Source organism: Dactylosporangium sp. NPDC049525, assembly GCF_040676755.1.
GTDB lineage: Bacteria > Actinomycetota > Actinomycetes > Mycobacteriales > Micromonosporaceae > Dactylosporangium.
The window spans coordinates 712,498-735,022 of record NZ_JBFAPO010000001.1 but is presented as its reverse complement, the minus strand read 5'-3'; the positions used below and the strand labels follow the sequence as shown (position 1 = coordinate 735,022).

Sequence of the window (22,525 nt, the reverse complement as noted above, 5' to 3'; positions counted from 1 at the left end):
ACATGTCCGATTCGACGCGTATACCTGCCAAGCCCACCCTCGATGGACTCGAGGAGCGCTGGGTAAAGGTATGGGACGCCGACGGGACCTACAGATTCGACCGCACCGCCACCCGGGCCGAGATCTTCTCGATCGACACGCCGCCACCGACGGTGAGCGGGGCGCTGCACATCGGCCACGTGTTCTCCTACACGCAGACCGACGCGATCGCCCGCTACCAGCGCATGCTCGGCCGGGTCGTGTTCTACCCGATGGGGTGGGACGACAACGGCCTGCCGACCGAGCGACGGGTGCAGCTGACCTACGGGGTGCAGTGCGACCCCACGCTGCCCTACGACGAGCACCTGGTGATCACCAAGACGGCGGGCGGCCCGCCGCAGAAGATCAGCCGGCGCAACTTCATCGACCTGTGCAAGCGGCAGACCGAGGTCGACGAGCAGGCCTATGAGCAGCTGTGGCGCAACCTCGGCCTGTCCGTGGACTGGTCGCTGCTCTACACGACGATCGGCGACCGGGCCCGGGCGGCCGCGCAGCGCGGGTTCCTCAACAGCCTCGAGCGCGGCGACGCCTATGCGGTGGACGGCCCGACGCTGTGGGACGTGACGTTCGGCACCGCCGTGGCCCAGGCGGAGCTGGAGGACCGGGAGCGGCCGGGCGCCTACCACCGGGTCCGGTTCGGTGACTTCGCCGTGGAGACGACCCGGCCGGAGCTGCTGCCGGCGTGCGTGGCGCTGGTCGCGCACCCTTCGGACGAGCGGTTCCAGCCCCATTTCGGCAGCACGGTGCGCACGCCGCTGTTCCAGGTCGAGGTGCCGCTGCTCGCCCACCCCCTGGCCGACCCCACCAAAGGCAGCGGCCTGGTGATGGTGTGCACGTTCGGCGACCTGACCGACGTGACCTGGTGGCGCGAGCTCGACCTGCCGACCCGCACCGTCATCCAGCGCAACGGCCGGTTCGGGCTGCAGCCGCCCGCCGGTGTCGACGAGGACCGCTACGCGCTGGTCGCCGGGCTCACCGTGCACCAGGCGCGGGAGAAGGTGGTGGCGGCGCTGCGGGCTTCGGGAGAGCTGGAGGGCGAGCCGCGGCCGATCACGCACGCGGTGAAGTTCTACGAGAAGGGCGAGAAGCCGCTCGAGATCGTGGGGACCCGGCAGTGGTACATCCGCAACGGCGGCCGGTCCCCGCAGCTGCGGGCCGCCCTGCTGGAGCGCGGGCGGGAGCTGCAGTGGACACCGGCGCACATGCGGACCCGCTATGAGCACTGGGTCGAGGGGCTCACCGGCGACTGGGTGATCAGCCGGCAGCGGTTCTTCGGCGTGCCGATTCCGCTCTGGTACCCCCTGGACGCCGACGCCCATCCCCTCTACGACGAGCCGATCGTGCCCGCGTCGCTGCCCATGGATCCGAGCAGCGACACCCCGCCCGGCTTCGAGGAGTCGCAGCGCGGGCAGCCCGGCGGGTTCGTCGGCGACCCGGACGTGATGGACACGTGGGCGACGTCCTCGCTGACGCCGCAGATCATTGGCGGCTGGCTGGACGACCCGGACCTCTTCGGCCGGGTGTTCCCGATGGACCTGCGCCCGCAGGCGCACGAGATCATCCGGACCTGGCTGTTCTCGACGGTGCTGCGCGCGCACGTGGAGCACGACGTGCTGCCGTGGAAGCGGGCCTCGATCGCCGGCTGGATCGTCGACCCGGACCGCAAGAAGATCGGCAAGTCCAAGGACAACGCCGGCGACTCGCCGGAGTCGCTGCTGGAGCGGTTCGGCGCGGACGCGCTGCGATACTGGGCGACCAGCGCCCGGCCGGGCGTGGACACCGCGCTGGACCTCAACCAGATGAAGGTCGGCCGGCGGCTGGCGACGAAGCTGCTCAACGCGAGCCGGTTCGTGCTCGGTTTCCCCGCCGGCGAGTCCTCCGCGGTCGCCTCTTCTGCGGTCACCGAGCCCGTGGACAAGGCCTTGCTGGCCGCACTGTCCACGGCGGTGGCCGATGCGACCGCGGCGTTCGAGGTGTACGACTACGCCCGCGCTCTGGAACGTACCGAGCAGTTCTTCTGGTCGTTCTGCGACGACTACCTGGAGCTGGTGAAGGCGCGGGCCTACGGCGAGGTCGCCGGCGGTGACTCCGCCCGGGCCGCGTTGACGACCGCGCTGTCGACGTTGCTGCGACTGTTCGCGCCGTTCCTGCCGTATGTGACGGAGGAAGTCTGGTCCTGGTGGCAGCCGGGCTCCGTGCACCGTGCCTCCTGGCCGACGTTGTCCGATGCTTCGGACATTTCGCCTCTGACGGTCGCGACGGCGGTGCTCGCGGCGGTGCGCAAGGCGAAGTCGGCGGCCCAGCAGTCGATGCGCGCCGAGGTGACGCTGCTGACGGTGGCCGGCCCCGCCGCCGTGCTGGCGCAGGTGCAGGCCGATCTCACCGCCGCCGGCAACGTGCGCGAGTGGGCCGTCACGGACGCCGCGGAGCTGTCGGTTACCGTCACGCTGTGATGGAACTCCAGGCCATCGGGGTCCAGCACCCCGCCGTGCGGCAGGTGCAGCACATCCAGAACAACACCGCACCCAACCGCTACAAGCTCTTCGTCGCCGAGGGCCTCTGGGCGCACAACATGCTCCTGGAGGCCAACGCCCCGATCGACACGTTCTTCTGGTGCCCCGAGGCGATCTACGCCGACGAGGCGCACCGACGGGCTTCGGAGATCGCCGAGCGCGCGGACCGCTCCTTCCGCGTCTCGTTGCGGACGATGGAGAAGATGTCCGAGCGCGACAAACCGGACGGCCTGCTGTCCCTGGCGTCCCTGCCCCGGTGGGAGGCCTCCGACCTGCGGTTCGGCCGGACGTCACTGGTGCTGGTCGCCGACGGCGTCGAGATCCCCGGCAACCTCGGCACGCTGATCCGGTCGCTCGACGCGTGCGGCGCCGACTGCCTGGTGCTCACCAACCGCAAGACCCGGCTGACCCACCCGAAGGTCATCCGCGCCAGCCAGGGCACGATCCTGACCGTGCCGACGGTCGAGTTCGAGGAGACCACGGACGCCGTCGCCTGGCTCGACCGGCACCGCTTCACGGTCCTGCTCGCCGACACCGACGAGGCGGTCAACTACCGCCAGGCCGACTATTCGGGCCGCACCGCCCTGGTCGTGGGCAGCGAGCGCTACGGCATCGCCAAGGACTGGTACGGCCACGGCTACCAGCGCGTCGCCGTCCCCATGCTCGGCTCCGGCGACTCGCTCAACGTCTCGGTCTCCGCCTCGGTCCTGCTGTACGAGGCAAGAGCCCGCAAAGCCAACTGGTAGCCGGAGCCGCGGCCGCGGGTGGTTACTTCGGTGGGACGGCCTGGCCGCGCAGGGAGATGGCCTGGAGGAAGATGTCGCCGATCTTGGCGGGGTCGGGGGCGACGAAGGTGCCGCCGCCGATCGCGTCGGTGATCTGGCGCATGGCGCCCTCGCCGACCTTGTCGCCGATGCCGATGAGGATCACCTGGATCGGCTTGGCGGGGTCGGCGGTGGCCTTGAGCTCGGCGATCAGCTGCTCGAGGGAGAGGCCGCCGGCCGGGTCGTCGTTCTCGCCGTCGGTCATGACGATGAGGGAGTTGATCCGGCCGTTGTCCCAGCCGCTCTGCACGGCCTTGTAGCCGGCGAGGATGGTGTCGTAGAGGGCGGTGTCGCCGTTCTGCTTCGGGCGGATCCCCTGCAGCGCCTGGAGGCACTGGTTGCGCTGGCTGACCAGCGGGCCGATCGGCACGATCTGCTTGTAGTCCTTCGCGCCGTCGAGCTGGGTGGAGAAGGTCCACACGCCGAGGGACCAGGAGTCGTCGAAGAGCTGCATGCCGCGGCGGGCCGCTTCCAGGGTCACGGTCATCCGGTCGACGCCGCCGGCGGTGGGGACCTTCGTGAGCATGGAGCCGGAGACGTCGATGACGGCGAGCATGCGGGCCGGCAGGGTGATCGCCTGCCACTTGGTCAGCAGGCCCTCGATCGCGGCCGGCTCGGGAATCTGGCTGGCGGCGAGCGCCGGCGGCGCGCTGGTCGGCGTCTGGAAGCCCTTGCCGGCGACGCCGTCGGAGCCGCGGAGGCCGATCGCGCCGAGGCGGTCCCGGAAGCCTTCGCCACTGAGCGACTTGAGCAGCTGCTCGGCGGTGGCGGCCCGGTCCTTGGTGAGCACGACGAACGGGTAGTCGAGTGCGACCGGCGCCGGGTCCGCGTAGATGGCGGCGATGCGGACCGGCGGCTGCTGGCCGTTGTACTGGATGACCGACTGCTCCGACAACGGTGCCACGGTGAGGCCGGCGCTGAGCGCCTGCGGGTCGGAGCCGCGCGGGAACTTCTGGATGAGGTCGTCCTTGATGGACGACCGGCCGGCCGCGAGGGCGCGCAGCGCGGCGGTCGCGATCTGGGTGGCCTGGGTCGCGTTGCCGCCGCCGGAGGCGGTCGCCGCCGCGGCGAGGGTCATCAGGCCGGCCAGGCCGGTCGAGTCACGGCTGGGCTCGACGATGCCGAGCTTGACCTTCTGGTCGCCGGACACCTTGGCGATCAGGTCGGTGTACTTGATCTTCGTGTTGGGCCAGCCGAAGGACGTCGTCGCGATCGGCTCGGGCACGGCCACGACGATCGGGCTGCGGGCGATCGACTTGGCGGTGGCCGGCACGCTGGAGGGGTTGGCGGCGCGCAGGCGCTGCAGCCACAGCGACGAGTCGGGCACCCACACGTCGGGGATGCGGGTCTTGCCGCTGGCCTGGCCGACACCGGTCAGGGACTTCTTCGAGGTCGCGGCGATCGCGGCGGCCACGTCGGCGGACGCCGCCTCGATGACCTCGACGTCGACACAGCTGCCGTCGGACTTGGCCTGCTCGGACCAGTCGGCCACCTGCAGCTTCAGCGCGGGGGTGATGTCGGCGGGGGCGCTGATCGTGAGCTTCGTGGTCGAACCGCACGATGCCTGGGAGAACTTCTGGAACGCATACCAGCTGCCGGCGAGGACAACGAGCACGGCGACGGCGGCGGCGCCCATTTTGAGCGCTGCGCCTGACGACCCCGCTGAGCGGTGGCGACCTTTCACGGCTCTTATCCTCCGGACCGGCGGCCTCTGCGGCCTTGTACCTTCGGTTGGAAATCACTGACGGTACGCATCCCAACAAACGAACGCCCAATCTACAAGGCGCCGAAGAATCGTAGTTAAACGAACACGGCTCGCAATCAGGCCCGGACAAACCGCCGTAAGCAGGCATTCCACTCGCGCTTAAATCTGCCCTAATCGATCTTCAGCGTGCCCGGTCGATCACGGAGGGTAACAATGAGCGGTCGGTGGTCGGAGAAGGGCATCACCGGGTTCGCCACCTGCAGGACCCTCGGGAGGCGGTGGAGCCCCCGCCGGTCGGCGAGCACGTGGTCGAACTGCACACGTGGCGCCGGTGATGGATAGGTCGGCAGGCCGGCGAGACGGTGCCAGCCGGAGAAGAGCCGGGGCAGCCCGCCGGGGAGGTTGAGGTCGGCGAGCAGCACGCGCGGCGCCGGCATCGCCCGCATCGCCCGGCGGACCAACTGGAGCTGCCGCACGTTCCATCCCGGCACGAACGACAGGTGCGTGGTGGCGACCGTCACACGTCCGATCGGCGTTTCGAGCACCGCGGCGATCATCACCCGCGGCTCGTCGTCGAGCAGCATGAACCCCGGACCGCCGATGGAACCCACCAGGATCGGCGAGCGCAGCGGGGCCGCCGGGAGCCTGGTGATCCGCCATTCGACCACCGGATAGCGGCTCACCAGCGCGACGCCGTAGTGCGGATCGGCGCCGCCCTGATCCGCGTCGGTCGCCACCCGGAAGCCCTCGCCGGGCGTGCCGACCACCGCCGGCACGAACAGCACCTCCGGCGCGCCCAGCGCGTCGGCGGCGATCCCGGCGAGGTCGGCGTGGCCGCTGCGATGCTGGCCCCGGTCGACCTCCTGCAGGCCGAGCACGTCGGCGTCGAGGCCCGCGATCGCCGCGTGCACCCGGTCGGTGTCGACCAGCCCGTCGGCGAGGGACCGTCCGTTCATGAGATTGAACGTGCCCAGCCGCATGTCTCATTGTCGCCGCTGCAGCTTGCGTACCGCGGCCCTCGTGATCGTCCCGGTCTCGGCCGGGTCGACGCCGGGCTGGCCGAAGTGCACGATCGTGCAGGTCGTGCCGCCGACGCGGATCGCCACGAGGTAGCCGCTGAGCGTGTACGCGTCGTCGCCGGCACCGCCCGACGCGGCCATCCGGAATGCCGCGAACTCGTCGCCAAGGCTCGGCAGGCCACCCTCGGCCACCGTGACACTGGTCGTCTCGCCGCCCGCGTCGGTGTCGGTGAACGTGGCACACCGGCCGGCGAGGTCCCGCAGTACACCTGCCGCATGGGCATCCTCGGCCAACTCCTCGGCGAGGAAGGGTCCCGACGGGCCGGCCTCGAACCGGACGCCGGTGCCGCCGTCACGGAACCGGTTGAGCAGGACGTCGCAGCCGGCCACGCTCACCGAGCCGCTCGCGCTGACCTCCGGCGCTGCCTGCGGCGGGCTGGTCACATAGCCGTCGGGCAGGTCCTCGACCGTGAGCAGGACGCCTTCGGGAGTGGTACGCGAAGACTCCGGCTCGACGGGTGTCGAACCGGAGTCGCAGGCGCTCAGGGTCACGGTCAGCGCCAGCGCGCTGAGGAGGACGGCGGGGGTGCTGGTCATCAAGCGCTGACGGTCGGCTGCGAACCCTGGTGCAGCGGGGTGCGGGCGCCGGTGGCCAGGTTGACCGCGATGATCCAGGAGTGGCCCTCGTGGGCGGCGGTCAGCACACCGGTGCGGGTACCCGCGTAGACCATCTCGCGGTCGTCCGCGGTGCCGACCTGGCGGCGGTTCGCACCGTCGACGTCGGCCTCGGTGACGCGCACGGCGGTGCCGTCCTCGGTGTAGGTGGTCCAGGTGACCTTCTGCCCATCGGCGCGCCAGGCCGGCACGACGCCGAAGCCGCTGGTCCCGCTGCCGCCACCGCCGTAGTAGTCGATGGCGCGCTCGGTGCCGGTGGCCACGTTGCCGATGCTCAGGCAGTTGTCGGCGATCGACTCGCACTCGCCGCCACGGAAGGCGATCTTGGTGCCGTCGGGCGACCAGGCAACGGCGTCGTCGGTCCGCAACCGGTCCACCAGGTTCGGCCCGACCGCGGGGTAGGCCTCCTCGGGCTGCTCCATGACGTAGCCGACCTCGGGGGCGGCCTGGTCCCGGCAGGAGGCAGGGAAGAGCGGCTCGGAGGCGGTGCCACCCTCGGTGCCCACCTGGAACACGCCCGGGCCGCCGGTGCAGGACAGCGCCGCGTAGGCGATCCGCTTGCCGTCGGGCGACCACGAGGGCCCGCCGCCGGTCCGGTCACTGACCTGGTGCTTGTCGCTGCCGTCGGCGTTCATCACCCACACCGTGTCGTTGTGCAGGTAGGCAAGCTTGCTGCCGTCCGGACTGAAGCGCGGCCGGGCGTTGACCTCGTCCTCGGTGAGCCGGGTCTCCGTGGTGCCGTCGCTGCTGTAGATGACCCCGGCCCGGACGTACGCGACGACGTGGCCGTCGGTGGCAGCGGCGACGGAGGCGTGGGCGGTCGAACCGATCATCGTGCCCAGACCCGCCAGAGCGGCGAAGCCTGCGAGCGTGAGCGCCTTCGTGATCGCGTTGCCGTTCATCCGTGCCCCCTGGTATTCCGTCGCTTCCGTGTGACGCTGAGACCATCGGCGCAACCGTGCCGCACCTGAACGGTTCCCCGCCTGGAACTTCCGGGAAATTCCACCAATCGGACATAAGCCACCTTTCACCTCGGCTGACCTGTGAACAATTTGCACTCGCAGTGCCTTTTCAGGACCGTGTCTCAGGGGTGAGGATCGGAGGCATGACTGACACACAGGCCCGCGTGGCGATCGTGACCGGCGCGGCCCGCGGCATCGGCGCCGCGACCGCACTCCGACTGGCCGCCGACGGGCTCGCCGTCGCGGTGCTCGACCTGGACGAGGGCGCCTGCAAGGACACCGTCGAACAGATCAGCGCGGCCGGCGGCACCGCCCTGGCCGTCGGCGCGGACGTGGCCGACTCCGCAGCGGTGAGCGCCGCCGTGACCCGGGTCGCCGACGAGCTCGGCCCGCCGGTGGTGCTGGTCAACAACGCCGGCGTGCTGCGCGACAACCTCCTGTTCAAGATGAGCGACGACGACTGGGACACCGTCCTGGGCGTGCACCTGCGAGGCGCGTTCCTCATGAGCCGGGCGGCACAGGTACACATGACGGCGGCGAAATACGGCCGGATCGTGAACCTCTCCTCGTCCTCCGCCCTCGGCAACCGGGGCCAGGCCAACTACTCGGCCGCCAAGGCGGGCCTGCAGGGCTTCACCAAGACCCTCGCCATCGAGCTCGGCCCGTTCGGGGTCACCGTCAACGCCGTGGCGCCCGGGTTCATCGCCACCGACATGACCGCGGCGACCGCGGCCCGGATGAAGGTCGACTTCGAGACGTTCCAGACGGCGGCCGCCGAGCGCATCCCGGTCCGCCGGGTCGGCGTCCCCGCCGACGTCGCCCACACCATCTCGTTCCTCGCGAGCGAGGGCGCCGGGTTCGTCTCCGGGCAGGTCATCTACGTGGCCGGCGGCCCTCTCAACTGAAAGGGCGATCATGACCCCAGCACAACGCGCGCGGGACTTCCTGGCCGCGCACGACCCGCACGCGCTCGCGCCGCTGGACTTCCTGCGGGCCCGCTTCGACGCCGGGCTCGCCTGGGTGCAGTTCCCGGAGGGGCTCGGCGGGCTCGGCCTGCCCCGCGAGGAGCAGGCTGCCGTCGAGGACGCGTTCGCCGCGGCGGGCGCCCCCGACAACAACCCGCGCCGCATCGGCATCGGGCTCGGCATGGCCGCGCCCACGATCCTGCGGCACGGCACCGACGAGCAGCGGCGCCGCTGGCTGCGCCCGCTGTGGACCGGCGAGGAGGTGTGGTGCCAGCTGTTCAGCGAGCCCGGCGCCGGCTCTGACCTGGCCGGCGTGGCCACCCGCGCGGTCCGCGCCGGCGACAAGGACGGTGACGACTGGGTCGTCGACGGCCAGAAGGTGTGGACGTCGATGGCGCACGAGGCGCGGTGGGCGATCCTCATCGCCCGCACCGATCCGGCCGTGCCGAAGCACCAGGGGATCACGTACTTCGTGCTCGACATGACCGCCCCCGGCGTCGAGGTGCGGCCGCTGCGGCAGGCCACCGGCGAGGCGGAGTTCAACGAGGTGTTCCTGACCGGCGTCCGCGTCCCCGACGCCGACCGGCTCGGCGCGGTCGGCGAGGGCTGGGCGGTCGCGCAGACCACGCTGATGAACGAGCGGGTCGCGATCGGCGGCGGCGCGTCGCCCCGCGAGGGCGGCGTCATCGGCATCGTGGCCGAGCTGTGGCGCAAGCGCCCCGAGCTGCGCACCCCGGCGCTGCACGACGCCCTGCTGCGGCTGTGGGTGGACGCGGAGGCGGCCCGGCTCACTGGCACGCGGCTGCGCCAGCAGCTGGCGGTCGGGCAGCCCGGGCCGGAGGGCTCCGCGGCGAAGCTGCTCTTCGCCCGGCTCAACCAGGAGATCTCCGCGCTGGAGCTGGACCTGCTCGGCGAGGAGGGCCTGCGACACGACGAGTGGACCATGCGCCGGCCGACCGTCGTGGACTTCGCCGGCCGGACGGCGGGTTACCGGTACCTGCGCGCCAAGGGCAACTCGATCGAGGGTGGCACGTCGGAGATCCTGCGCAACATCGTCGCCGAACGGGTCCTCGGACTGCCGCCGGAGCACCGGCTCGACAAGGACGTCGCGTGGAAGGACCTGCCCAAATGACCGACCTGCTGTACAGCGACGTGGAGGAGGAGCTGCGCGCCAGCGTGCGCTCCCTGCTGGCGGCCCGCGCCGGGTTCGAGGCCGTGCTGGCCCGCATCGAGTCGCCGGAGCCCGTCGACCTGAAGCTGTGGCGGGCCCTGGCGGTGGACCTCGGGGTGGCCGGCCTGCCGGTGCCCGAGGCCGAGGGCGGCGCGGGCGCGTCCTGGCGGGAGACCGCCGTGGTGATGGAGGAGCTGGGTCGCAGCGTCGCGCCCGTGCCGTTCCTCGGCAGCTCCGTGCTCGCCGTCGCCGCGCTGCTGGGCACCGGCGATCCGCTGCTCGACGCGGTCGCCGCCGGCGGCCGCGTCGCGACCCTGGCCGTGCCGCTGTCCTCCAGTGCCGCCGGGGCATGGTCGGTGACGGCGGACGGTGACCGGCTCGACGGGACCGTGACCAGCGTTGTCGATGCCGGGTTCGCCGAGGTTCTGCTGGTGCCGACGGCCGCCGGTCTCTACGCGGTCGAGGCCGCCGACGCCGAACGGGTGCCCGTGGTGAGTTTCGACCTGACCCGCCCGCTCACCGACGTCACGCTGCGCGGCGTGACCGGCCGGCTGGTCAGCGCCGACGCCACCGGACCGGTGGACCGGGCGCTGCGGGCCGGGGCGGCGCTGCTCGCCTCGGAGCAGCTCGGCGTCGCCGAGTGGTGCCTGGCGACGACCGTCGACTACGTGAAGACGCGGCGGCAGTTCGCCCGGCAGGTCGGGTCGTATCAGGCGATCAAGCACCGGCTCGCGGACCTCTGGGTGAGCGTCACGCAGGCCCGCGCGGTGGCCCGCTACGCGGCCGACTGCCTCGCGACCGGGGACCCGGACCTGCCGGTCGCGGCGGCCCTCGCACAGGCGTTCTGCTCCCCGGTGGCGGTCAAGGCCGCCGAGGAGTGCGTCCAGCTGCACGGCGGGATCGGCTTCACCTGGGAGCACCCCGCACACCTGTACCTGAAGCGCGCCCGCTCCAACGCGGTGACCTTCGGGTCCGCCTCGGCCCACCGCGCGGCCCTGGCCGACCTGGCGGGGCTGCCCGCCTGAGCTGTTACAGGAGAAGCCGGGTAAGGGATTCGGCGACGCAGACCGGCTTCTCCTGGCCCTCGCGCTCGATGGTCACCTTGTTCTTCAGCTGCAGCCAGCCCTCGCCGAGGTCGTCGGCGACCAGCAGCTGCACCGTCGCGCGCACCTTGGAGCCGACCGGCAGCGTGGCGGGGAAGCGGACCTTGTCCAGGCCGTAGTTGATGCCCATCCGGACGCCCTCCACCCGGTACACCTCGGAGGCCAGCACCGGCAGCATCGACAGCGTCAGGAAGCCATGGGCGATGGTGGTGCCGAACGGTCCGGCGGCGGCCTTCTCAGGGTCGATGTGGATCCACTGGTGGTCGCCGGTGGCCTCGGCGAACAGGTTGATCTGCTCCTGGGTGACCTCCCGCCAGCCGCTGTGGCCCAGGACCTCACCGACTGCCGCCAGCAGCTCACCCGCACTCGCAAACGTCCGCATACTTTGATCCTGCACACACCGTGCAACATCCGTCAACGACCGACGGCCGGCCCTGGGGATCAGGACCGGCCGTCGGCTTCGATGGTGCTGCTTACGTGCCGATGCGGTTGAACTTCAGCGTCACACCGATGTCAGTGGTGACGATGGTCGTGCCCGGGACGGCTGGGGTGACCACCGAGGTGGTGACCTTGCCCGAACCTGGGAGCAGACCCAGCACCTTGACCGTGTAGGACGTCGACGCACCGGGCACCGGGTCGGTGCTGGTGACGTAGAGGTCCGTGGCGGGCAGCGTGTTCAGCGGCAGACCCTGACCACCGGTGCCGGCCGCGTTCTCGGCGCCGACCACGAGGTCCTGGCCGGACGGCAGGCTCGAGACGGTCGCGAAGTCATACGAGAACGCGATGTCCTGCGGACCACCCGAGCCCAGCCAGACCTGGAAGGTCCGGCCGTTGGTGGTGCCGAAGTCGTTCACCCGCCACTCGACCACGATCCAGGTGCCGACGCCGTCGGTGAGCACGTTGACCAGCAGGCCAGTCGCGCCGGTGCCGTCGAGGTCGGTCCAGAACGGGGCGAGCACGTTGTTCGGCTTCGCGGGATTCGGGATCGGGCTGATGTCACAGCAGTTGTTGTTCTCGTTGCTGTCGTCACTGCCCGGATACAGGTATCCGTTGGAGTCGATGGTGAGCGAGGTGTACTCGACACCGTTGTACTTGAACGGCGGCACGTTGAACGTCGTCAGGTCCTCGTCGCCGACCGGGGCCACGAGCGTGCCCCCGAACAGGTCGAGCGGGATGTACCCGGCGATGGTGCCCGGGGCGATCGACGGTGTGCCTGCCACCGCGCCGGCGAGCGCCGCGGCCTTCTTCTCCGCCTTGAACGGGTTGACCACCGTGGCACCGCTCGCGCCGGTGATCGGCAGGTTGAGCGTGGTCGTGGTGGCGAAGTCCGCCGTGGTGTCGTTGAAGGTGCCGTTGGTGGCCGTGATCGTGCAGGTGCTGGTCTGCAGCAGCGTCAGCGACGCCGGGCTGCAGGCCTGGGTCACCTTGATGTCACCCTGCTGCGGGATGAACGCGACCGGCAGGTGCAGCGCCGGCACGCTCGAGCTGAGCGGCTTCAACCGGACCTCACCGAAGTACTGCGCCTTGGGGGCGCTGGACTTGATGGTGATGTTGATGGTCGCGGTCTTGCCCGGTGCGACGGTGAAGGTGGACGGCGAGACCGTGATGGAGGAGCCGGCCGGCGACGTCGTCTCGACGCGGTAGGTCTGCGTCTTGTTGGTGACGTTCTTCGCCGTACGCACCGCGGTGAGCTTGCCCGGCATGACCGGGGCGTTCACCGACGGCAGGTTGATCTGCACCGCGTTGACCGGGTCGTTGCCCAGCGCGAACAGCCGGTCGGCCGTCTCGTCGAAGGTGAGACCGGGGTTGGCGGCGAGGTTGACCTGGACGCGACCGGCGCCGAGATCGAACGGGTCGGCCGGAGTCGTCCCGTTCTCCTTCTTCACGTTGGTGGTCGCGGTGGTCATCAGCGAGGACTTGATCTGACCCGGGGTGAAGTCCGGGTGTGCCGCCTTCTCCAGGATGGCGGAGCCGGCGATGTGCGGCGACGACATCGAGGTGCCCGCGATGGCCATGAAGTACTGGCCGGGCGGGCCGCCCTGCACGTCATCCAGGACCGGCGTCTGGCCGGCCAGGATCTGCGCACCGGGTGCGGTGATGTCGGGCTTGATGAACTGGCCGCCGGGGCCGCGCGACGAGAAGCTCGTCATCACGTCACCGGTGCCGATGACCTTCTCACCCTGGGTGAACTTCGCCGTGATGCCCGGGTGGGCCGCGACGTAGTTCAGGAACGCCGTGCCGTCGGCCAGGTGCACCGCCGGCAGCCAGTGGTTGTCGCTCAGCGCGTCAGCCGCCGGGTTGTTGTACAGGATCATGCCGGCCGCGCCGCCCTGCTTGACGTTGAAGCCCTTCAGGATGCGGCCCGGGCTGCGCTGGCATGCCACGATCTTGCCGATGAAGATCCCGGGCGGGGCCGGGGCCTCACAGGTCGGGTTGTTGTACGGCGGTGCCGAGGCCATCACGACCGGCGTCGCGGTGCTGATGCCCTGCGTGATCGAGATGCCCTTGAGCACCGTCTGGGTGCCGTCGCTGGACGCGACGGTCAGCGTCGACTCGAAGGAGCGCTTCTGCGTCGATGCCGCGACGGTGGTGACCCAGCCCGACAGGTGGTCGGACGTGGACGCGCCGGGGCCGGAGTTACCGGCGGAGGCGGCCACGAAGACGCCGGCCTTGTAGGCGTCGAAGAACGCCAGCTCCACGACGTCCGTGTACGGGCTCGCGCCACCGGAGATCGAGAAGTTGATGACCTTGACGCCGTCCTTGATCGCCTGGGCGACCGCGGCGGCCGAGTCGGTGCTGTAGCAACCGGTCGCGCCACAGACCTTGTAGACCGAGATCCAGGCACCGGGCGCGACGCCGTTGATCGGCCCCCGCTCGACGCCGAGGACGTTCGCCGAGGCGACCGGGTTACCGGCGGCGGTCGACGCGGTGTGGGTGCCGTGGCCGTCGGAGTCGCGGGCGGTGTACCCGAACATCTCCACCGGCTGGTTGGCGTTGTAGGTGGCCAGGAAGCCCTTGCCACCGATGAGCTTGTTCTGGCAGACGAACGGGTCGGCCGCCGGGGTGAGCGGGTTGTCGCCGAAGTCGCAGGCCCGCGGGGTCCCGTCCGCCTTCGCGGGCGGGGCGCCGAGGTTGCCGTTGTCCTTGAACGACGGGTGCTCCGGCCACACGCCACTGTCGAGCGAGCCGAAGATGACGCCCTTGCCGGCGTTCGGCTTGCCACCGAGCGACGGGTAGACCTGGTCCGCACCGATGAAGCTGGTGCTGGAGTCGGTCTGCGGTGCGCGGGCCGCGTCGGACTGGACCGCCACGACGTTGTCGATCTTGAGGATCGCGCCGATCTTGTTGGCCGGCACCGTCAGTGCGATACCGCCGTAGACCGTGCGGAGCTTCTGACCGATCTTGGCGTCCGGTACCTGTTTCTTGAGTTCGGCGAGGAACTTGTCCTCAATTCCGGCGATGCGGCTTTCGTAACGCTGCTCCGCATTACTTCCGGAAAGCTCCTTGCCGGTGACTGACGGGCTCGTCGCCTCATATCCGGCGATGCTGCCGGAATATGTCGCGGTGGAGTCGTAGTCGAGCTTGACCGCAATCGACAGCTGGGTGCTGTCGGTGCGGTTGAGCAGGGCTGGGTCGGTCTTTGCCATGCGGCTGGTGGGTGACTTCGCGGTCGAGGTCTGCTTGACCAACGAAGCACCCGGCACCGATGACAGACTGCCGCGCTGCACCGGTGCTGCCTGACTCGGACTTGCCGAGACGATCACGAGCAGTGGCGGAACGAGTGCTGACACCATTGCGGCGCGCACCCAGGTCCGTCGGCTCATCATGCCCCCTCTCATGGACGGGCTGTGTCCGAAGGGTTTGTGACTGCTTTCCCCCGCGTTGCTGCTCCGGCGTGGCCCACCCTCGGTCTACGCGCACGCCGTCGCCGCATATCTCGAATGCTCGATATACGCCGTCACAACATGCCAGTTTTCGAGACCGCGGAACAGAGGCAATCACTCCGCAGAAAAGCGCCGAACAGGGGTTGTAGGGCAATGTCGAGGGTTTACCGGGGCAGCCATTGCGTATATCAACAAATTGCAATGTCCGAGTGATCCGGAGTGAGGGGAAATATTCGCTGGCGGCGGTTTGCACCAGTTGCGCATGAAACGACAAACCCGCCCTCTCGGGGCGGGTCGTCGAAAGCGGGTCCGGTCAGGAGTCGTCGCGTGGCGGGTTGATGACCATGGTCTGGTCGGGGTCCTTCGGCGGCTCGGTCACCGGCCGCTGGGCGGGGACCTGCACCTGCCCACTCTGCGTAGCCGGCGGCACCGGCTGGGGCAGGGTCGGCACGATCATCGTCGGCCCGTCGACCGGCCCGGTGGGCTCGGAGACCCGGGTCGCCTCGGCCTGGCGCGCGGCCGCCGCTTGGCGGTCCGCCTCGGCCTGGCGTTCGGCCTCGGCCTCCTGGCGGGCCGCTTCCGCCTGCCGGGCGGCTTCCGCCTGGCGAAGGGCCTCGGCCTCCGCCGCGCGGCGGGCCTCGGCCTCCTCGCGGCGGGTCTGCGCGGCGGCCCGGACGCGTTCGGACACCGCCGGCGCCTCCTGCTCGACGCGGGTCAGCCAGCCCTCCCACCGCTGCTGCATCGGGCGGACCAGCCCGCCGCCGACCCCGACGATGAGGATGCCGGCGATCGTGGCGAGCACCGCGATCAGCACCGGCGTCGTCACCGACGTGGCGATGCCGATCTGGTTCAGCGCGGCGATGACGCCCAGCCCGAGGATGAAGCAGTAGCCGAGGTTGGCCAGCAGCCGCCCGTACGACAGGCCGCCCAGCGCGCCGGTCACCAGGTCGCGCAGGCCATTGGCGAGGGCCGCGGCGACGACCACGATCACGATGGCGACGGCCGCCCTCGGCAGCCAGGAGACCACGCTGTCGATGAGCTCGGAGACCGGGTTCGGCCCCCACACGCCGAACGCGATCTGCAGCGTGAAGAGCAGGATCGCGTAGTAGACGAGCTTGGCGATCAGGTCGCCGGCGTCGAAGCTCGTCCGCGACAGTGCCCGTCCGACGCCGCCGCGCTCGACCAGCCGGTCGAAGCCGACCTTGGCCAGCAGCTTGCGGACCCCCGCCCGGAGCAGGACCGCGAGGCCCCAGCCGACCAGCAGGATGACAAGGAACAGCAGCAGTGACGGCACGAACCGTACGACGTCGCTGAGGGCATCACGGACCATGCGCTGATGGATGCCCATCCATCGGCGAACTCAATCGTCCATGCCGGCCAGTCCCTTCGGGCTGTCGGGCTCGGTGGCGTGCTCCGGGCCGCCGGCCAGCTGGTCGGCCAGCGTAACGCTGCAGTGCTCCACCGCGAAGTCACCGAGATCGTCGACGTCGAAGCCGGGGAAGGGCTCCACTTCACGTACCTGTGGCTCGGTCATATTTCCAGTGAAACCCCCCGCAGGTGGGTACACCGGACGCATGACCAAACCAGTGACCGGTGTGCTCTTTGATGTCGACGGGACCCTCATCGACAGTGTCTATCTGCATACGACGGCCTGGTGGCAGGCGTTTCGGCAGTACGGGCACGACGTCGGGTCGGCCCGCATCCACCGGGCGATCGGCATGGGGTCGGACAAGATCCTGGACCATCTGCTGGGCGAGGACCACGACACCAGCGACGACGACGCGCTCCGGGCGGCGCACGCCAGCCTGTACGCGACGAGTTGGACCGCGTTGCGCCGGCTGCCCGGGGCGCGGACGCTGCTGCGGACGTGCGCCGACCGCGGGCTGCGCAACGTGCTTGCCACGTCGGCGTCGAAGCCGGAGCTCGACGCGCTGCTGCGCTGCCTGGACGCCGACCCGGTCATCGACACGGTGACCAGCGCCGACGACGCCGGGGAGAGCAAGCCGGCGCCGGACATCGTCGAGGTGGCGCTGCGCCGCTCGGGTCTTTCCGCCGAGGAGGTCGTGTTCGTCGGCGACTCGGTCTGGGACGTCAAGGCCGCGGGTGCGCTGTCGATTCCGTGCATCGGGCTCACCAGCGGCGGGCTGTGCGCGGCGGAGCTGCTCGACCACGGCGCCGCGACCGTCTACGCCGACCCGCGGGACCTCCTGGAACACCTGGACGAGGCGCTGACCACGGCCTTCCGGGTGGCGCTGACGAGCGCTTAGAGCTTCAGGGGCGCCGGGTAACCGCGCGGCGGCTGCGGCAGGTTCCACGGCTCGTGCACCGCTTTGCCCTCCACCCCGGCCAGCTCCGGCACGTAACGGCGCACGTAGTCGCCCAGGGGGTCGAATCGGTGCGCCTGCCGGATCGGGTTGAAACGCCGATACGGCTTGGTGTCGTTGCCCGTGCCGGCGACCCACTGCCAGTTGCCGTAGTTGTTGGCCACGTCGCCGTCGAGCAGCAGGTCGAAGAAGTGGTCCCCGCCGGCCCGCCAGTCGACGCGCAGGTGCTTGGTCAGGTAGGAGGCGGTGATCAGGCGGGCCCGGTTGTGCATCCAGCCCTCGGCGAGCAGCTGCCGCATGCCGGCGTCGACGATCGGGACGCCGGTGTGCCCCTCGCGCCACGCCTGCAGCGCGTCGGACTCGTCCAGCCAGGTGTCCTCCGCCGACGCCCGGTAGGCCTTGCGCCGCAGGTCCGGGAACGCGAGCAGGACCTGGTGGTAGAAGTCGCGCCAGCAGAGCTGCCGCAGGAACGGCTCGGCGCCCGGGCGGCCGTCGACCCTGGCCGCCACGTCGCGCGGGGACAGGCAGCCGAAGTGCAGGAACGGGCTCAAGCGGGACGTCCGGTCGGCGGCCATGGCGTCGTGGTCGGCGTCGTAGCCCTCGAGCCTCGGCAGCCAGGTGGTCAGCCTTTGCCGGGCCGCGGACTCTCCGCCCTGCGTGGCCGGCCTGTCCTTGAACCAGGAGGCCGGCAGGTCATCGGGCAGCCGCAGCGTGCGGGGCGCGCTCTCGACGTCCCGCAGGCGCTGGGCCTGCCAGGCGCGCCAGTAGGGCGTGAACACCTTGTAGTGCTCGCCGCCGCCGGCGGGCCGGACCGCGCCGGGCGGCACGATCGTGACGCCGGGGAACGTCTTCAGGGCGATGCGCTCGTCGTCGCACGCCCGGCGCAGGCGCTGCTCCCGGTCGCGTGCGTAGCCGCTGACGTCGTCCGCGAGCCCGATCCCCTCGGCGCCGACCGCCTTCGCCACCCGGACCGCCTCGGCCACCGGGTCGCCCCGCAGCTCGGCCAGGTCGGCGCCGCGCTTGCGCAGCGACGCCTTCAGGTCGGCGAGGCACCCGTCGAGGAACCGGCGCCGGTTGTCCCCGGCGCGCAGCGCCGGGTCGTGCACGAACACCGGCAGCACCCGCTCCGCGGCGCGCGACGCGGCGGACAGGGCAGGGTTGTCGTGCACCCGCAGGTCGCGGGTGAACAGGACGACCGCGACCTTCATGCCGCGGTGCCGCGCAGGTCCAGGACGGCCGGCAGGTGCAGCTCGGCGGCGGGCTCACGGGGGTGCGGCACGGCGGCCGGCGGCATGGCCGACACCTCGTCGAACCCGTCCGCCGGCGTGCCGGGGATCGGCACCGGCGCCCCAGGGCGGGTCAGCAGGCAGCGCAGCGCGACGGCGATGCGGCGCAGCTTCGGCACGGTGGCGCGCCGGACGAAAACGTCGTGGTCCTGCGCCTCCACCTCGTCGAGGATGCCGCCGTAGAGGCGGAAGGCGGCCCGCATGCACGCCTGCGAGCTCGGCGCGAGCATCTGGATGCCGACCGCAGCGGCGATGTAATGCGCTCGGGCGCGCTGCACCTCGTACACCATGAGGCTCTTGATCTTCTGACTGCTGCGCCGCTCACGTGCAGCCCGCGCCAGGTCCTCGCGGGTGACCCCGAACCGGCGCAGATCCTCGGCCGGCAGGTAGACCCGGCCCCGCTCCAGGTCCTCGGCCACGTCGCGGATGAAGTTGGTGAGCTGGAACGCCAGGCCGAGCTGGCGGGCGGGCTCGCGGGCGGCGGCCCGGTCGGACGACTCGAGGATCGGCAGCATCATCGTGCCGATCACCGCGGCCGAGCCCTCCATGTAGCCGAGCAGGTCGGCGTAGGTCTCGTAGTCGGTGACGGTGAGATCCATCGCCATGCTGTCCAGGAACTTGCGGAAGTCCTCCAGGTCGATGTCGAACACCTGGATGGTGTGCAGGACCGCGGGCAGCAGCGGGTCGTCGGTCGGCGCGCCGGAGAGCCCCTGCACGAACCGGCCGGCCCACGCCTCGAGCTCGCTCGCGCGCTCCCGGGGGGTCAGCGCCTCGGTGCGGTCGACGATCTCGTCCGCGTAACGGGTGAACCCGTAGAGCGCGTGGACGTGCCGGCGCTTCCAGGCGGGCAGCAGCCTGGTCGCCAGGTAGTAGGTCCGGCCGTGGTGGCGGTGCAGCGCACGGCACCGCTCATACGCGGCGGTCAGGGCCTCTGACTCCATGCTGGCCTCCCGGCTCGGTCCAAATCGACGCACCAATCGACGCAACCTTGAGCCTACGCTACGCTTCGCTCATGCGGGTAGTGAAGGGACCGACCGATCGGGTGGTCGTCGTCGGTGCGGGGCTGGGTGGACTGGCGGCCGCGATCCGGCTGGCCGCGGCCGGGCGCGAGGTCACCGTCCTGGAGCGCGAGGACTACCCGGGCGGCCGGGCCGGGAAACTCTCGCTGGACGGCTATGAGTTCGACACCGGCCCGACCGTGCTGACCATGCCGTCGCTGCTCGAGGACCTGGTCGGCACCGTCGGGGAGGATCTCGCCGACTGGCTGCCGATGACGCGGCTCGACCCCGCCTACCGGGCGCACTTCCCCGACGGCTCGACGCTCGACGTCATCGCCGACACCGCGCGGATGGCCGGCGAGGTCGCCCGGGTGTGCGGCGCCCGCGAGGCCGACGGTTACCTGCGCTTCGTCGACGACGCGCGGGAGCTGTGGCGGCTGGAGCGCGACGACTTCATCGACCGCAACCTCGACCGCCCGCAGGACCTCGTCACGGCCAACCTGTGGCGGCTGCTGGTCCGCGGCGGCTTCGGCCGGCTGCAGTCCAAGGTCAACAGCTACTTCCAGGACCCGCGGACCCGGCGGATCTTCTCCTTCCAGGCCATGTACGCCGGGGTCGCCCCGCACCAGGCGCTCGCGCTCTACGCGGTGATCGCCTACCTCGACTCCGTCGCCGGGGTCTACTTCCCCAAGGGCGGCATCCACGCGGTCTCCCGCGCTCTCGCCGATGTCGCGACCAAGCACGGCGTGACCATCAACTACGGGTGCTCAGTGGATTCGGTCTCCGTGGTCGCCGGCCGCGCCACCGGGGTGGTGTGCGCCGACGGTCGCCGGTTCCCCGCCGACACCGTGGTGCTCAACCCGGACCTGCCGGTCGCCTACCGGGACCTGTTGCCCCCTGCCCGGTGGCGCAACCCGTTGCTGGGCAAGCTGCGGTATTCGCCGTCGTGCGTGGTGCTGCACGTGGGGTCGCGGCAGTCCTACGGGGCGATCGCCCACCACAACATCCACTTCGGCCGGGCCTGGCGGGAGACCTTCGACGAGGTCATCAACCAGGGCCGGCTGATGAGCGACCCGTCCCTGCTGGTCACCAACCCCACCCGCACCGACCCGTCGCTCGCGCCGGACGGCCGGCAGACCTACTACGTGCTCGCGCCGACACCCAACCTCACCGCCCCGCTGCTCGACTGGCGCGGCTCGCTCAGCGGCACCTACCGCAGCGAGCTCATCGACACCCTGGAACGGCGCGGCTACGTCGGCTTCGGCGACGCCATCGAGGTCTCGCGGTTCGTCACCCCCGCCGACTGGGCCGATCAGGGCATGGCCGCCGGCACCCCGTTCGCCGCCGCGCACACGTTGCGCCAGACCGGACCCTTCCGACCGGGCAACCTCCACCCCACACTGTCCAATGTGGTCTTCGTCGGGTCGGGGACCCAGCCCGGAGTCGGCGTGCCGATGGTCCTGATCTCCGGTCGCCTGGCAGCCGAACGCATTACGGGAGTGGTGTCGTGAGTCCTCGTTCTCGGGAGTCGCATCTGGTGGAGCTGGTCGACGCGGGTGGCGGTGCTGTCGGGTCGGCCACCGTCGACGAGGCGCACCGCGCCCCCGGCCGGCTGCACCGCGCCTTCTCCGTCGTGCTCGTCGACGCCGACGGCCGGCTCCTGCTGCAGCAGCGGGCGGCCGTGAAGACCCGCTTCGCCCTGCGCTGGGCCAACGCGTGCTGCGGCCATCCCGCCCCGGGCGAGGCGGTCACGGACGCGGCCACCCGTCGGCTGGCCGAGGAGCTCGGCATCACGACCTTGCCGTTGCGGGAGGTCGGGGTGTACGTCTACCAGGCCGCCGACCCGGGCACCGGGCGGGTCGAGTTCGAGTACGACCACGTGCTCGTCGGCGAGCTGTCCCCGGCCGGCCCTTTCGCCGTGGATCCCGCCGAGGTCGCCGCCGTCGAGTGGGTCGCCGCCGACGACCTCGCCACGCAGCTGTCGCGGTCCCCGGACCTGTACGCACCATGGCTGGCCGGGGTCGTGTCCGCCTGGCGAAGCTCCACGGCATGACGGCCGCGGCGGCGTATTCGGCGGGCGCGGTGGCCCGGCGGCTCGGCGTCGCCGTGACCACGCTGCGGACCTGGCATCAGCGGTACGGGATGGGCCCGTCGCTGCACGAGCCCGGGCACCACCGCCGGTACACCGAGCAGGACATCGAACGCCTCGAGGTGATGCAGCGCCTGATCGTCGAGGGCGTCGCGCCCAACGAGGCGGCCAGGTGGGCGCTGCAGGACGTCCGCGGCCCGGCGCCGTCGTCGCTGTCCGGCGGCGCCGACCTGGTGGCGACGGCGCGCGGCCTGCACCGGGCCGCCGTGCGGCTCGACGCGCCCGCGGTCCGGCAGCGGGTCGCCGCGGCCGTGCACGACCTGGGCGTCGTCGTCGCCTGGGACGAGGTGCTCCGCCCGGTCCTCACCGCCATCGGCGACCGGCACGCGATCACCGGCGCCCTCGTCGAGGTCGAGCACCTCCTGTCCGGCTGCGTCTCGGCCGTCTTCGGCGCCGTCCCGCGCCCCGAGCCGACGGTCCCCGCCCAGATCCTGCTCGCCTGCGCCGACGAGGAGCAGCACAGCCTTCCCCTGGAGGCGGTGGGCGCGGCCCTCGCCGCCGCGGGCGTCCCGACCCGCATGCTCGGCGCGCGGGTGCCCCCGACGGCGCTCGCCACCGCCGTCCGACGGACCGGGCCGGCGGCGGTGCTGGTCTGGTCGCAGCTGCCCACGACCGGCAACCCCGGGCAGCTGGAGCCGGTGCTCGCCATGCCCCGGCGCCCGCTCGTCGTCGCCGCCGGCGGTCCCGGCTGGAACGCCGCCGCGCTGCCCGCAGGGGTGTCGAACCCCGCCTCCCTGACCGAGGCACTGACCATGCTCATCGCCGCAATCGCTTAGCCCACTTGGTTTTCCGCGTTCCAGAGTTCGACGGGCATCTTCCCGACAACACCACCCGGAAAGCATTACCAACCATCTGCGTAAAAGTCCCTTGTCCAGGTACTCCCGGGTTCGTGCCATGGCCGGAACGCA

17 protein-coding genes and 2 pseudogenes are annotated in these 22,525 nt (G+C 71.1%); 9 read left to right on the top strand and 10 right to left on the bottom strand.

Annotated features, from left to right (window positions below):
• Window positions 1-2 precede the first annotated feature (2 nt).
• Together valS and AB0K00_RS03325 are read left to right on the top strand one after the other, a co-directional pair.
• Window positions 3-2,492, top strand: coding sequence for a valine--tRNA ligase (gene valS / locus AB0K00_RS03330; protein WP_363514438.1), 2,490 nt, complete (start codon window positions 3-5; stop codon window positions 2,490-2,492).
• Window positions 2,492-3,298 carry a TrmH family RNA methyltransferase gene (locus AB0K00_RS03325; RefSeq protein ID WP_363515055.1) on the top strand — a complete coding sequence of 269 codons (807 nt, stop codon included), beginning with the start codon at window positions 2,492-2,494 and terminating at the stop codon, window positions 3,296-3,298. The genes valS and AB0K00_RS03325 overlap by 1 nt, the downstream gene beginning before the upstream one ends.
• 22 nt (window positions 3,299-3,320) lie before the next feature.
• Here the strand turns inward: AB0K00_RS03325 and AB0K00_RS03320 are convergent, their stop codons facing one another.
• The 4 genes from AB0K00_RS03320 to AB0K00_RS03305 all read right to left on the bottom strand — a co-directional run bounded on the left by AB0K00_RS03320 (window position 3,321) and on the right by AB0K00_RS03305 (window position 7,677).
• Window positions 3,321-5,012 carry a substrate-binding domain-containing protein gene (locus AB0K00_RS03320; RefSeq protein WP_363514435.1) on the bottom strand — a complete coding sequence of 564 codons (1,692 nt, stop codon included), beginning with the start codon at window positions 5,010-5,012 and terminating at the stop codon, window positions 3,321-3,323.
• Between the two features lie 239 nt (window positions 5,013-5,251).
• Window positions 5,252-6,061 carry an endonuclease/exonuclease/phosphatase family protein gene (locus AB0K00_RS03315; RefSeq protein ID WP_363514432.1) on the bottom strand — a complete coding sequence of 270 codons (810 nt, stop codon included), beginning with the start codon at window positions 6,059-6,061 and terminating at the stop codon, window positions 5,252-5,254.
• Between the two features lie 3 nt (window positions 6,062-6,064).
• The gene (locus AB0K00_RS03310) at window positions 6,065-6,697 is read right to left on the bottom strand and encodes a hypothetical protein (RefSeq protein WP_363514429.1); all 633 of its coding nucleotides are present in this window, start codon (window positions 6,695-6,697) and stop codon (window positions 6,065-6,067) included.
• A complete protein-coding gene (locus AB0K00_RS03305; RefSeq protein ID WP_363514427.1) occupies window positions 6,697-7,677 on the bottom strand; it encodes a hypothetical protein in 981 nt (326 codons plus the stop codon). The genes AB0K00_RS03310 and AB0K00_RS03305 overlap by 1 nt, the downstream gene beginning before the upstream one ends.
• A gap of 203 nt (window positions 7,678-7,880) precedes the next feature.
• Here AB0K00_RS03305 and fabG point away from each other — a divergent pair, with 203 nt between their 5' ends.
• Genes fabG through AB0K00_RS03290 form a run of 3 tightly spaced genes read left to right on the top strand, consistent with a single transcriptional unit; the run spans window position 7,881 to window position 10,898 of the window.
• Window positions 7,881-8,642, top strand: a complete 762-nt coding sequence (gene fabG, locus AB0K00_RS03300) for a 3-oxoacyl-ACP reductase FabG (RefSeq protein ID WP_363514424.1) — start codon at window positions 7,881-7,883, stop codon at window positions 8,640-8,642.
• Between the two features lie 10 nt (window positions 8,643-8,652).
• Complete coding sequence (locus AB0K00_RS03295; RefSeq protein ID WP_363514421.1) at window positions 8,653-9,834, top strand: acyl-CoA dehydrogenase family protein; 1,182 nt, start codon at window positions 8,653-8,655, stop codon at window positions 9,832-9,834.
• Entirely contained in the window at window positions 9,831-10,898 is a 1,068-nt protein-coding gene (locus AB0K00_RS03290) for an acyl-CoA dehydrogenase family protein (protein ID WP_363514418.1), read from the top strand. Before AB0K00_RS03295 ends, AB0K00_RS03290 begins: the two co-directional genes overlap by 4 nt.
• Before the next feature lie 4 nt (window positions 10,899-10,902).
• Here AB0K00_RS03290 and AB0K00_RS03285 read toward each other — a convergent pair whose 3' ends face one another.
• The 4 genes and pseudogenes from AB0K00_RS03285 to AB0K00_RS03270 form a co-directional block, all read right to left on the bottom strand.
• Window positions 10,903-11,358, bottom strand: coding sequence for a MaoC family dehydratase (locus AB0K00_RS03285; RefSeq protein ID WP_363514415.1), 456 nt, complete (start codon window positions 11,356-11,358; stop codon window positions 10,903-10,905).
• Window positions 11,359-11,449: 91 nt separating this feature from the next.
• Window positions 11,450-14,623, bottom strand: coding sequence for a S8 family serine peptidase (locus AB0K00_RS03280; RefSeq protein ID WP_363514412.1), 3,174 nt, complete (start codon window positions 14,621-14,623; stop codon window positions 11,450-11,452).
• Window positions 14,624-15,557: 934 nt separating this feature from the next.
• Window positions 15,558-16,208, bottom strand: a pseudogene (locus AB0K00_RS03275) (hypothetical protein); the annotation flags it as partial.
• Window positions 16,209-16,220: 12 nt separating this feature from the next.
• The gene (locus tag AB0K00_RS03270) at window positions 16,221-16,394 is read right to left on the bottom strand and encodes a hypothetical protein (protein WP_363514409.1); all 174 of its coding nucleotides are present in this window, start codon (window positions 16,392-16,394) and stop codon (window positions 16,221-16,223) included.
• 40 nt (window positions 16,395-16,434) lie between these two features.
• Between AB0K00_RS03270 and AB0K00_RS03265 the strand changes: the two genes are divergently transcribed.
• The gene (locus tag AB0K00_RS03265) at window positions 16,435-17,127 is read left to right on the top strand and encodes an HAD family hydrolase (protein WP_363514406.1); all 693 of its coding nucleotides are present in this window, start codon (window positions 16,435-16,437) and stop codon (window positions 17,125-17,127) included.
• Here AB0K00_RS03265 and AB0K00_RS03260 read toward each other — a convergent pair.
• Together AB0K00_RS03260 and AB0K00_RS03255 are read right to left on the bottom strand one after the other, a co-directional pair.
• Window positions 17,124-18,392: a deoxyribodipyrimidine photo-lyase gene (locus AB0K00_RS03260; RefSeq protein ID WP_363514403.1), complete on the bottom strand. Its 1,269-nt coding sequence runs from the start codon at window positions 18,390-18,392 to the stop codon at window positions 17,124-17,126. The genes AB0K00_RS03265 and AB0K00_RS03260 overlap by 4 nt on opposite strands.
• Before the next feature lie 119 nt (window positions 18,393-18,511).
• Window positions 18,512-19,411, bottom strand: a pseudogene (locus tag AB0K00_RS03255) (phytoene/squalene synthase family protein); the annotation flags it as partial.
• 71 nt (window positions 19,412-19,482) lie between these two features.
• On the opposite strand from AB0K00_RS03255, the gene crtI reads away from it, so the two are divergent.
• Genes crtI through AB0K00_RS03240 form a run of 3 tightly spaced genes read left to right on the top strand, consistent with a single transcriptional unit; the run spans window position 19,483 to window position 22,393 of the window.
• A complete protein-coding gene (gene crtI, locus AB0K00_RS03250; RefSeq protein WP_363514400.1) occupies window positions 19,483-20,979 on the top strand; it encodes a phytoene desaturase family protein in 1,497 nt (498 codons plus the stop codon).
• The gene (gene idi, locus AB0K00_RS03245; protein WP_363514397.1) at window positions 20,976-21,521 is read left to right on the top strand and encodes an isopentenyl-diphosphate Delta-isomerase; all 546 of its coding nucleotides are present in this window, start codon (window positions 20,976-20,978) and stop codon (window positions 21,519-21,521) included. The genes crtI and idi overlap by 4 nt, the downstream gene beginning before the upstream one ends.
• Window positions 21,518-22,393, top strand: a complete 876-nt coding sequence (locus AB0K00_RS03240; protein ID WP_363514394.1) for a MerR family transcriptional regulator — start codon at window positions 21,518-21,520, stop codon at window positions 22,391-22,393. Before idi ends, AB0K00_RS03240 begins: the two co-directional genes overlap by 4 nt.
• Window positions 22,394-22,525: the final 132 nt, after the last annotated feature.

Coding starts and splice junctions, on each gene's coding strand:
- AB0K00_RS03285 (WP_363514415.1), bottom strand. CDS start 11,358: ATGCGGACGTTTGCGAGTGCGGGTGAGCTGCTGGCGGCAGTCGGTGAG.
- fabG (WP_363514424.1), top strand. CDS start 7,881: ATGACTGACACACAGGCCCGCGTGGCGATCGTGACCGGCGCGGCCCGC.
- AB0K00_RS03315 (WP_363514432.1), bottom strand. CDS start 6,061: ATGCGGCTGGGCACGTTCAATCTCATGAACGGACGGTCCCTCGCCGAC.
- AB0K00_RS03310 (WP_363514429.1), bottom strand. CDS start 6,697: ATGACCAGCACCCCCGCCGTCCTCCTCAGCGCGCTGGCGCTGACCGTG.
- AB0K00_RS03290 (WP_363514418.1), top strand. CDS start 9,831: ATGACCGACCTGCTGTACAGCGACGTGGAGGAGGAGCTGCGCGCCAGC.
- crtI (WP_363514400.1), top strand. CDS start 19,483: ATGCGGGTAGTGAAGGGACCGACCGATCGGGTGGTCGTCGTCGGTGCG.
- AB0K00_RS03265 (WP_363514406.1), top strand. CDS start 16,435: ATGACCAAACCAGTGACCGGTGTGCTCTTTGATGTCGACGGGACCCTC.
- AB0K00_RS03295 (WP_363514421.1), top strand. CDS start 8,653: ATGACCCCAGCACAACGCGCGCGGGACTTCCTGGCCGCGCACGACCCG.
- AB0K00_RS03270 (WP_363514409.1), bottom strand. CDS start 16,394: ATGACCGAGCCACAGGTACGTGAAGTGGAGCCCTTCCCCGGCTTCGAC.
- valS (WP_363514438.1), top strand. CDS start 3: ATGTCCGATTCGACGCGTATACCTGCCAAGCCCACCCTCGATGGACTC.
- AB0K00_RS03305 (WP_363514427.1), bottom strand. CDS start 7,677: ATGAACGGCAACGCGATCACGAAGGCGCTCACGCTCGCAGGCTTCGCC.
- AB0K00_RS03260 (WP_363514403.1), bottom strand. CDS start 18,392: ATGAAGGTCGCGGTCGTCCTGTTCACCCGCGACCTGCGGGTGCACGAC.
- AB0K00_RS03240 (WP_363514394.1), top strand. CDS start 21,518: ATGACGGCCGCGGCGGCGTATTCGGCGGGCGCGGTGGCCCGGCGGCTC.
- AB0K00_RS03280 (WP_363514412.1), bottom strand. CDS start 14,623: ATGGCAAAGACCGACCCAGCCCTGCTCAACCGCACCGACAGCACCCAG.
- AB0K00_RS03325 (WP_363515055.1), top strand. CDS start 2,492: ATGGAACTCCAGGCCATCGGGGTCCAGCACCCCGCCGTGCGGCAGGTG.
- AB0K00_RS03320 (WP_363514435.1), bottom strand. CDS start 5,012: ATGGGCGCCGCCGCCGTCGCCGTGCTCGTTGTCCTCGCCGGCAGCTGG.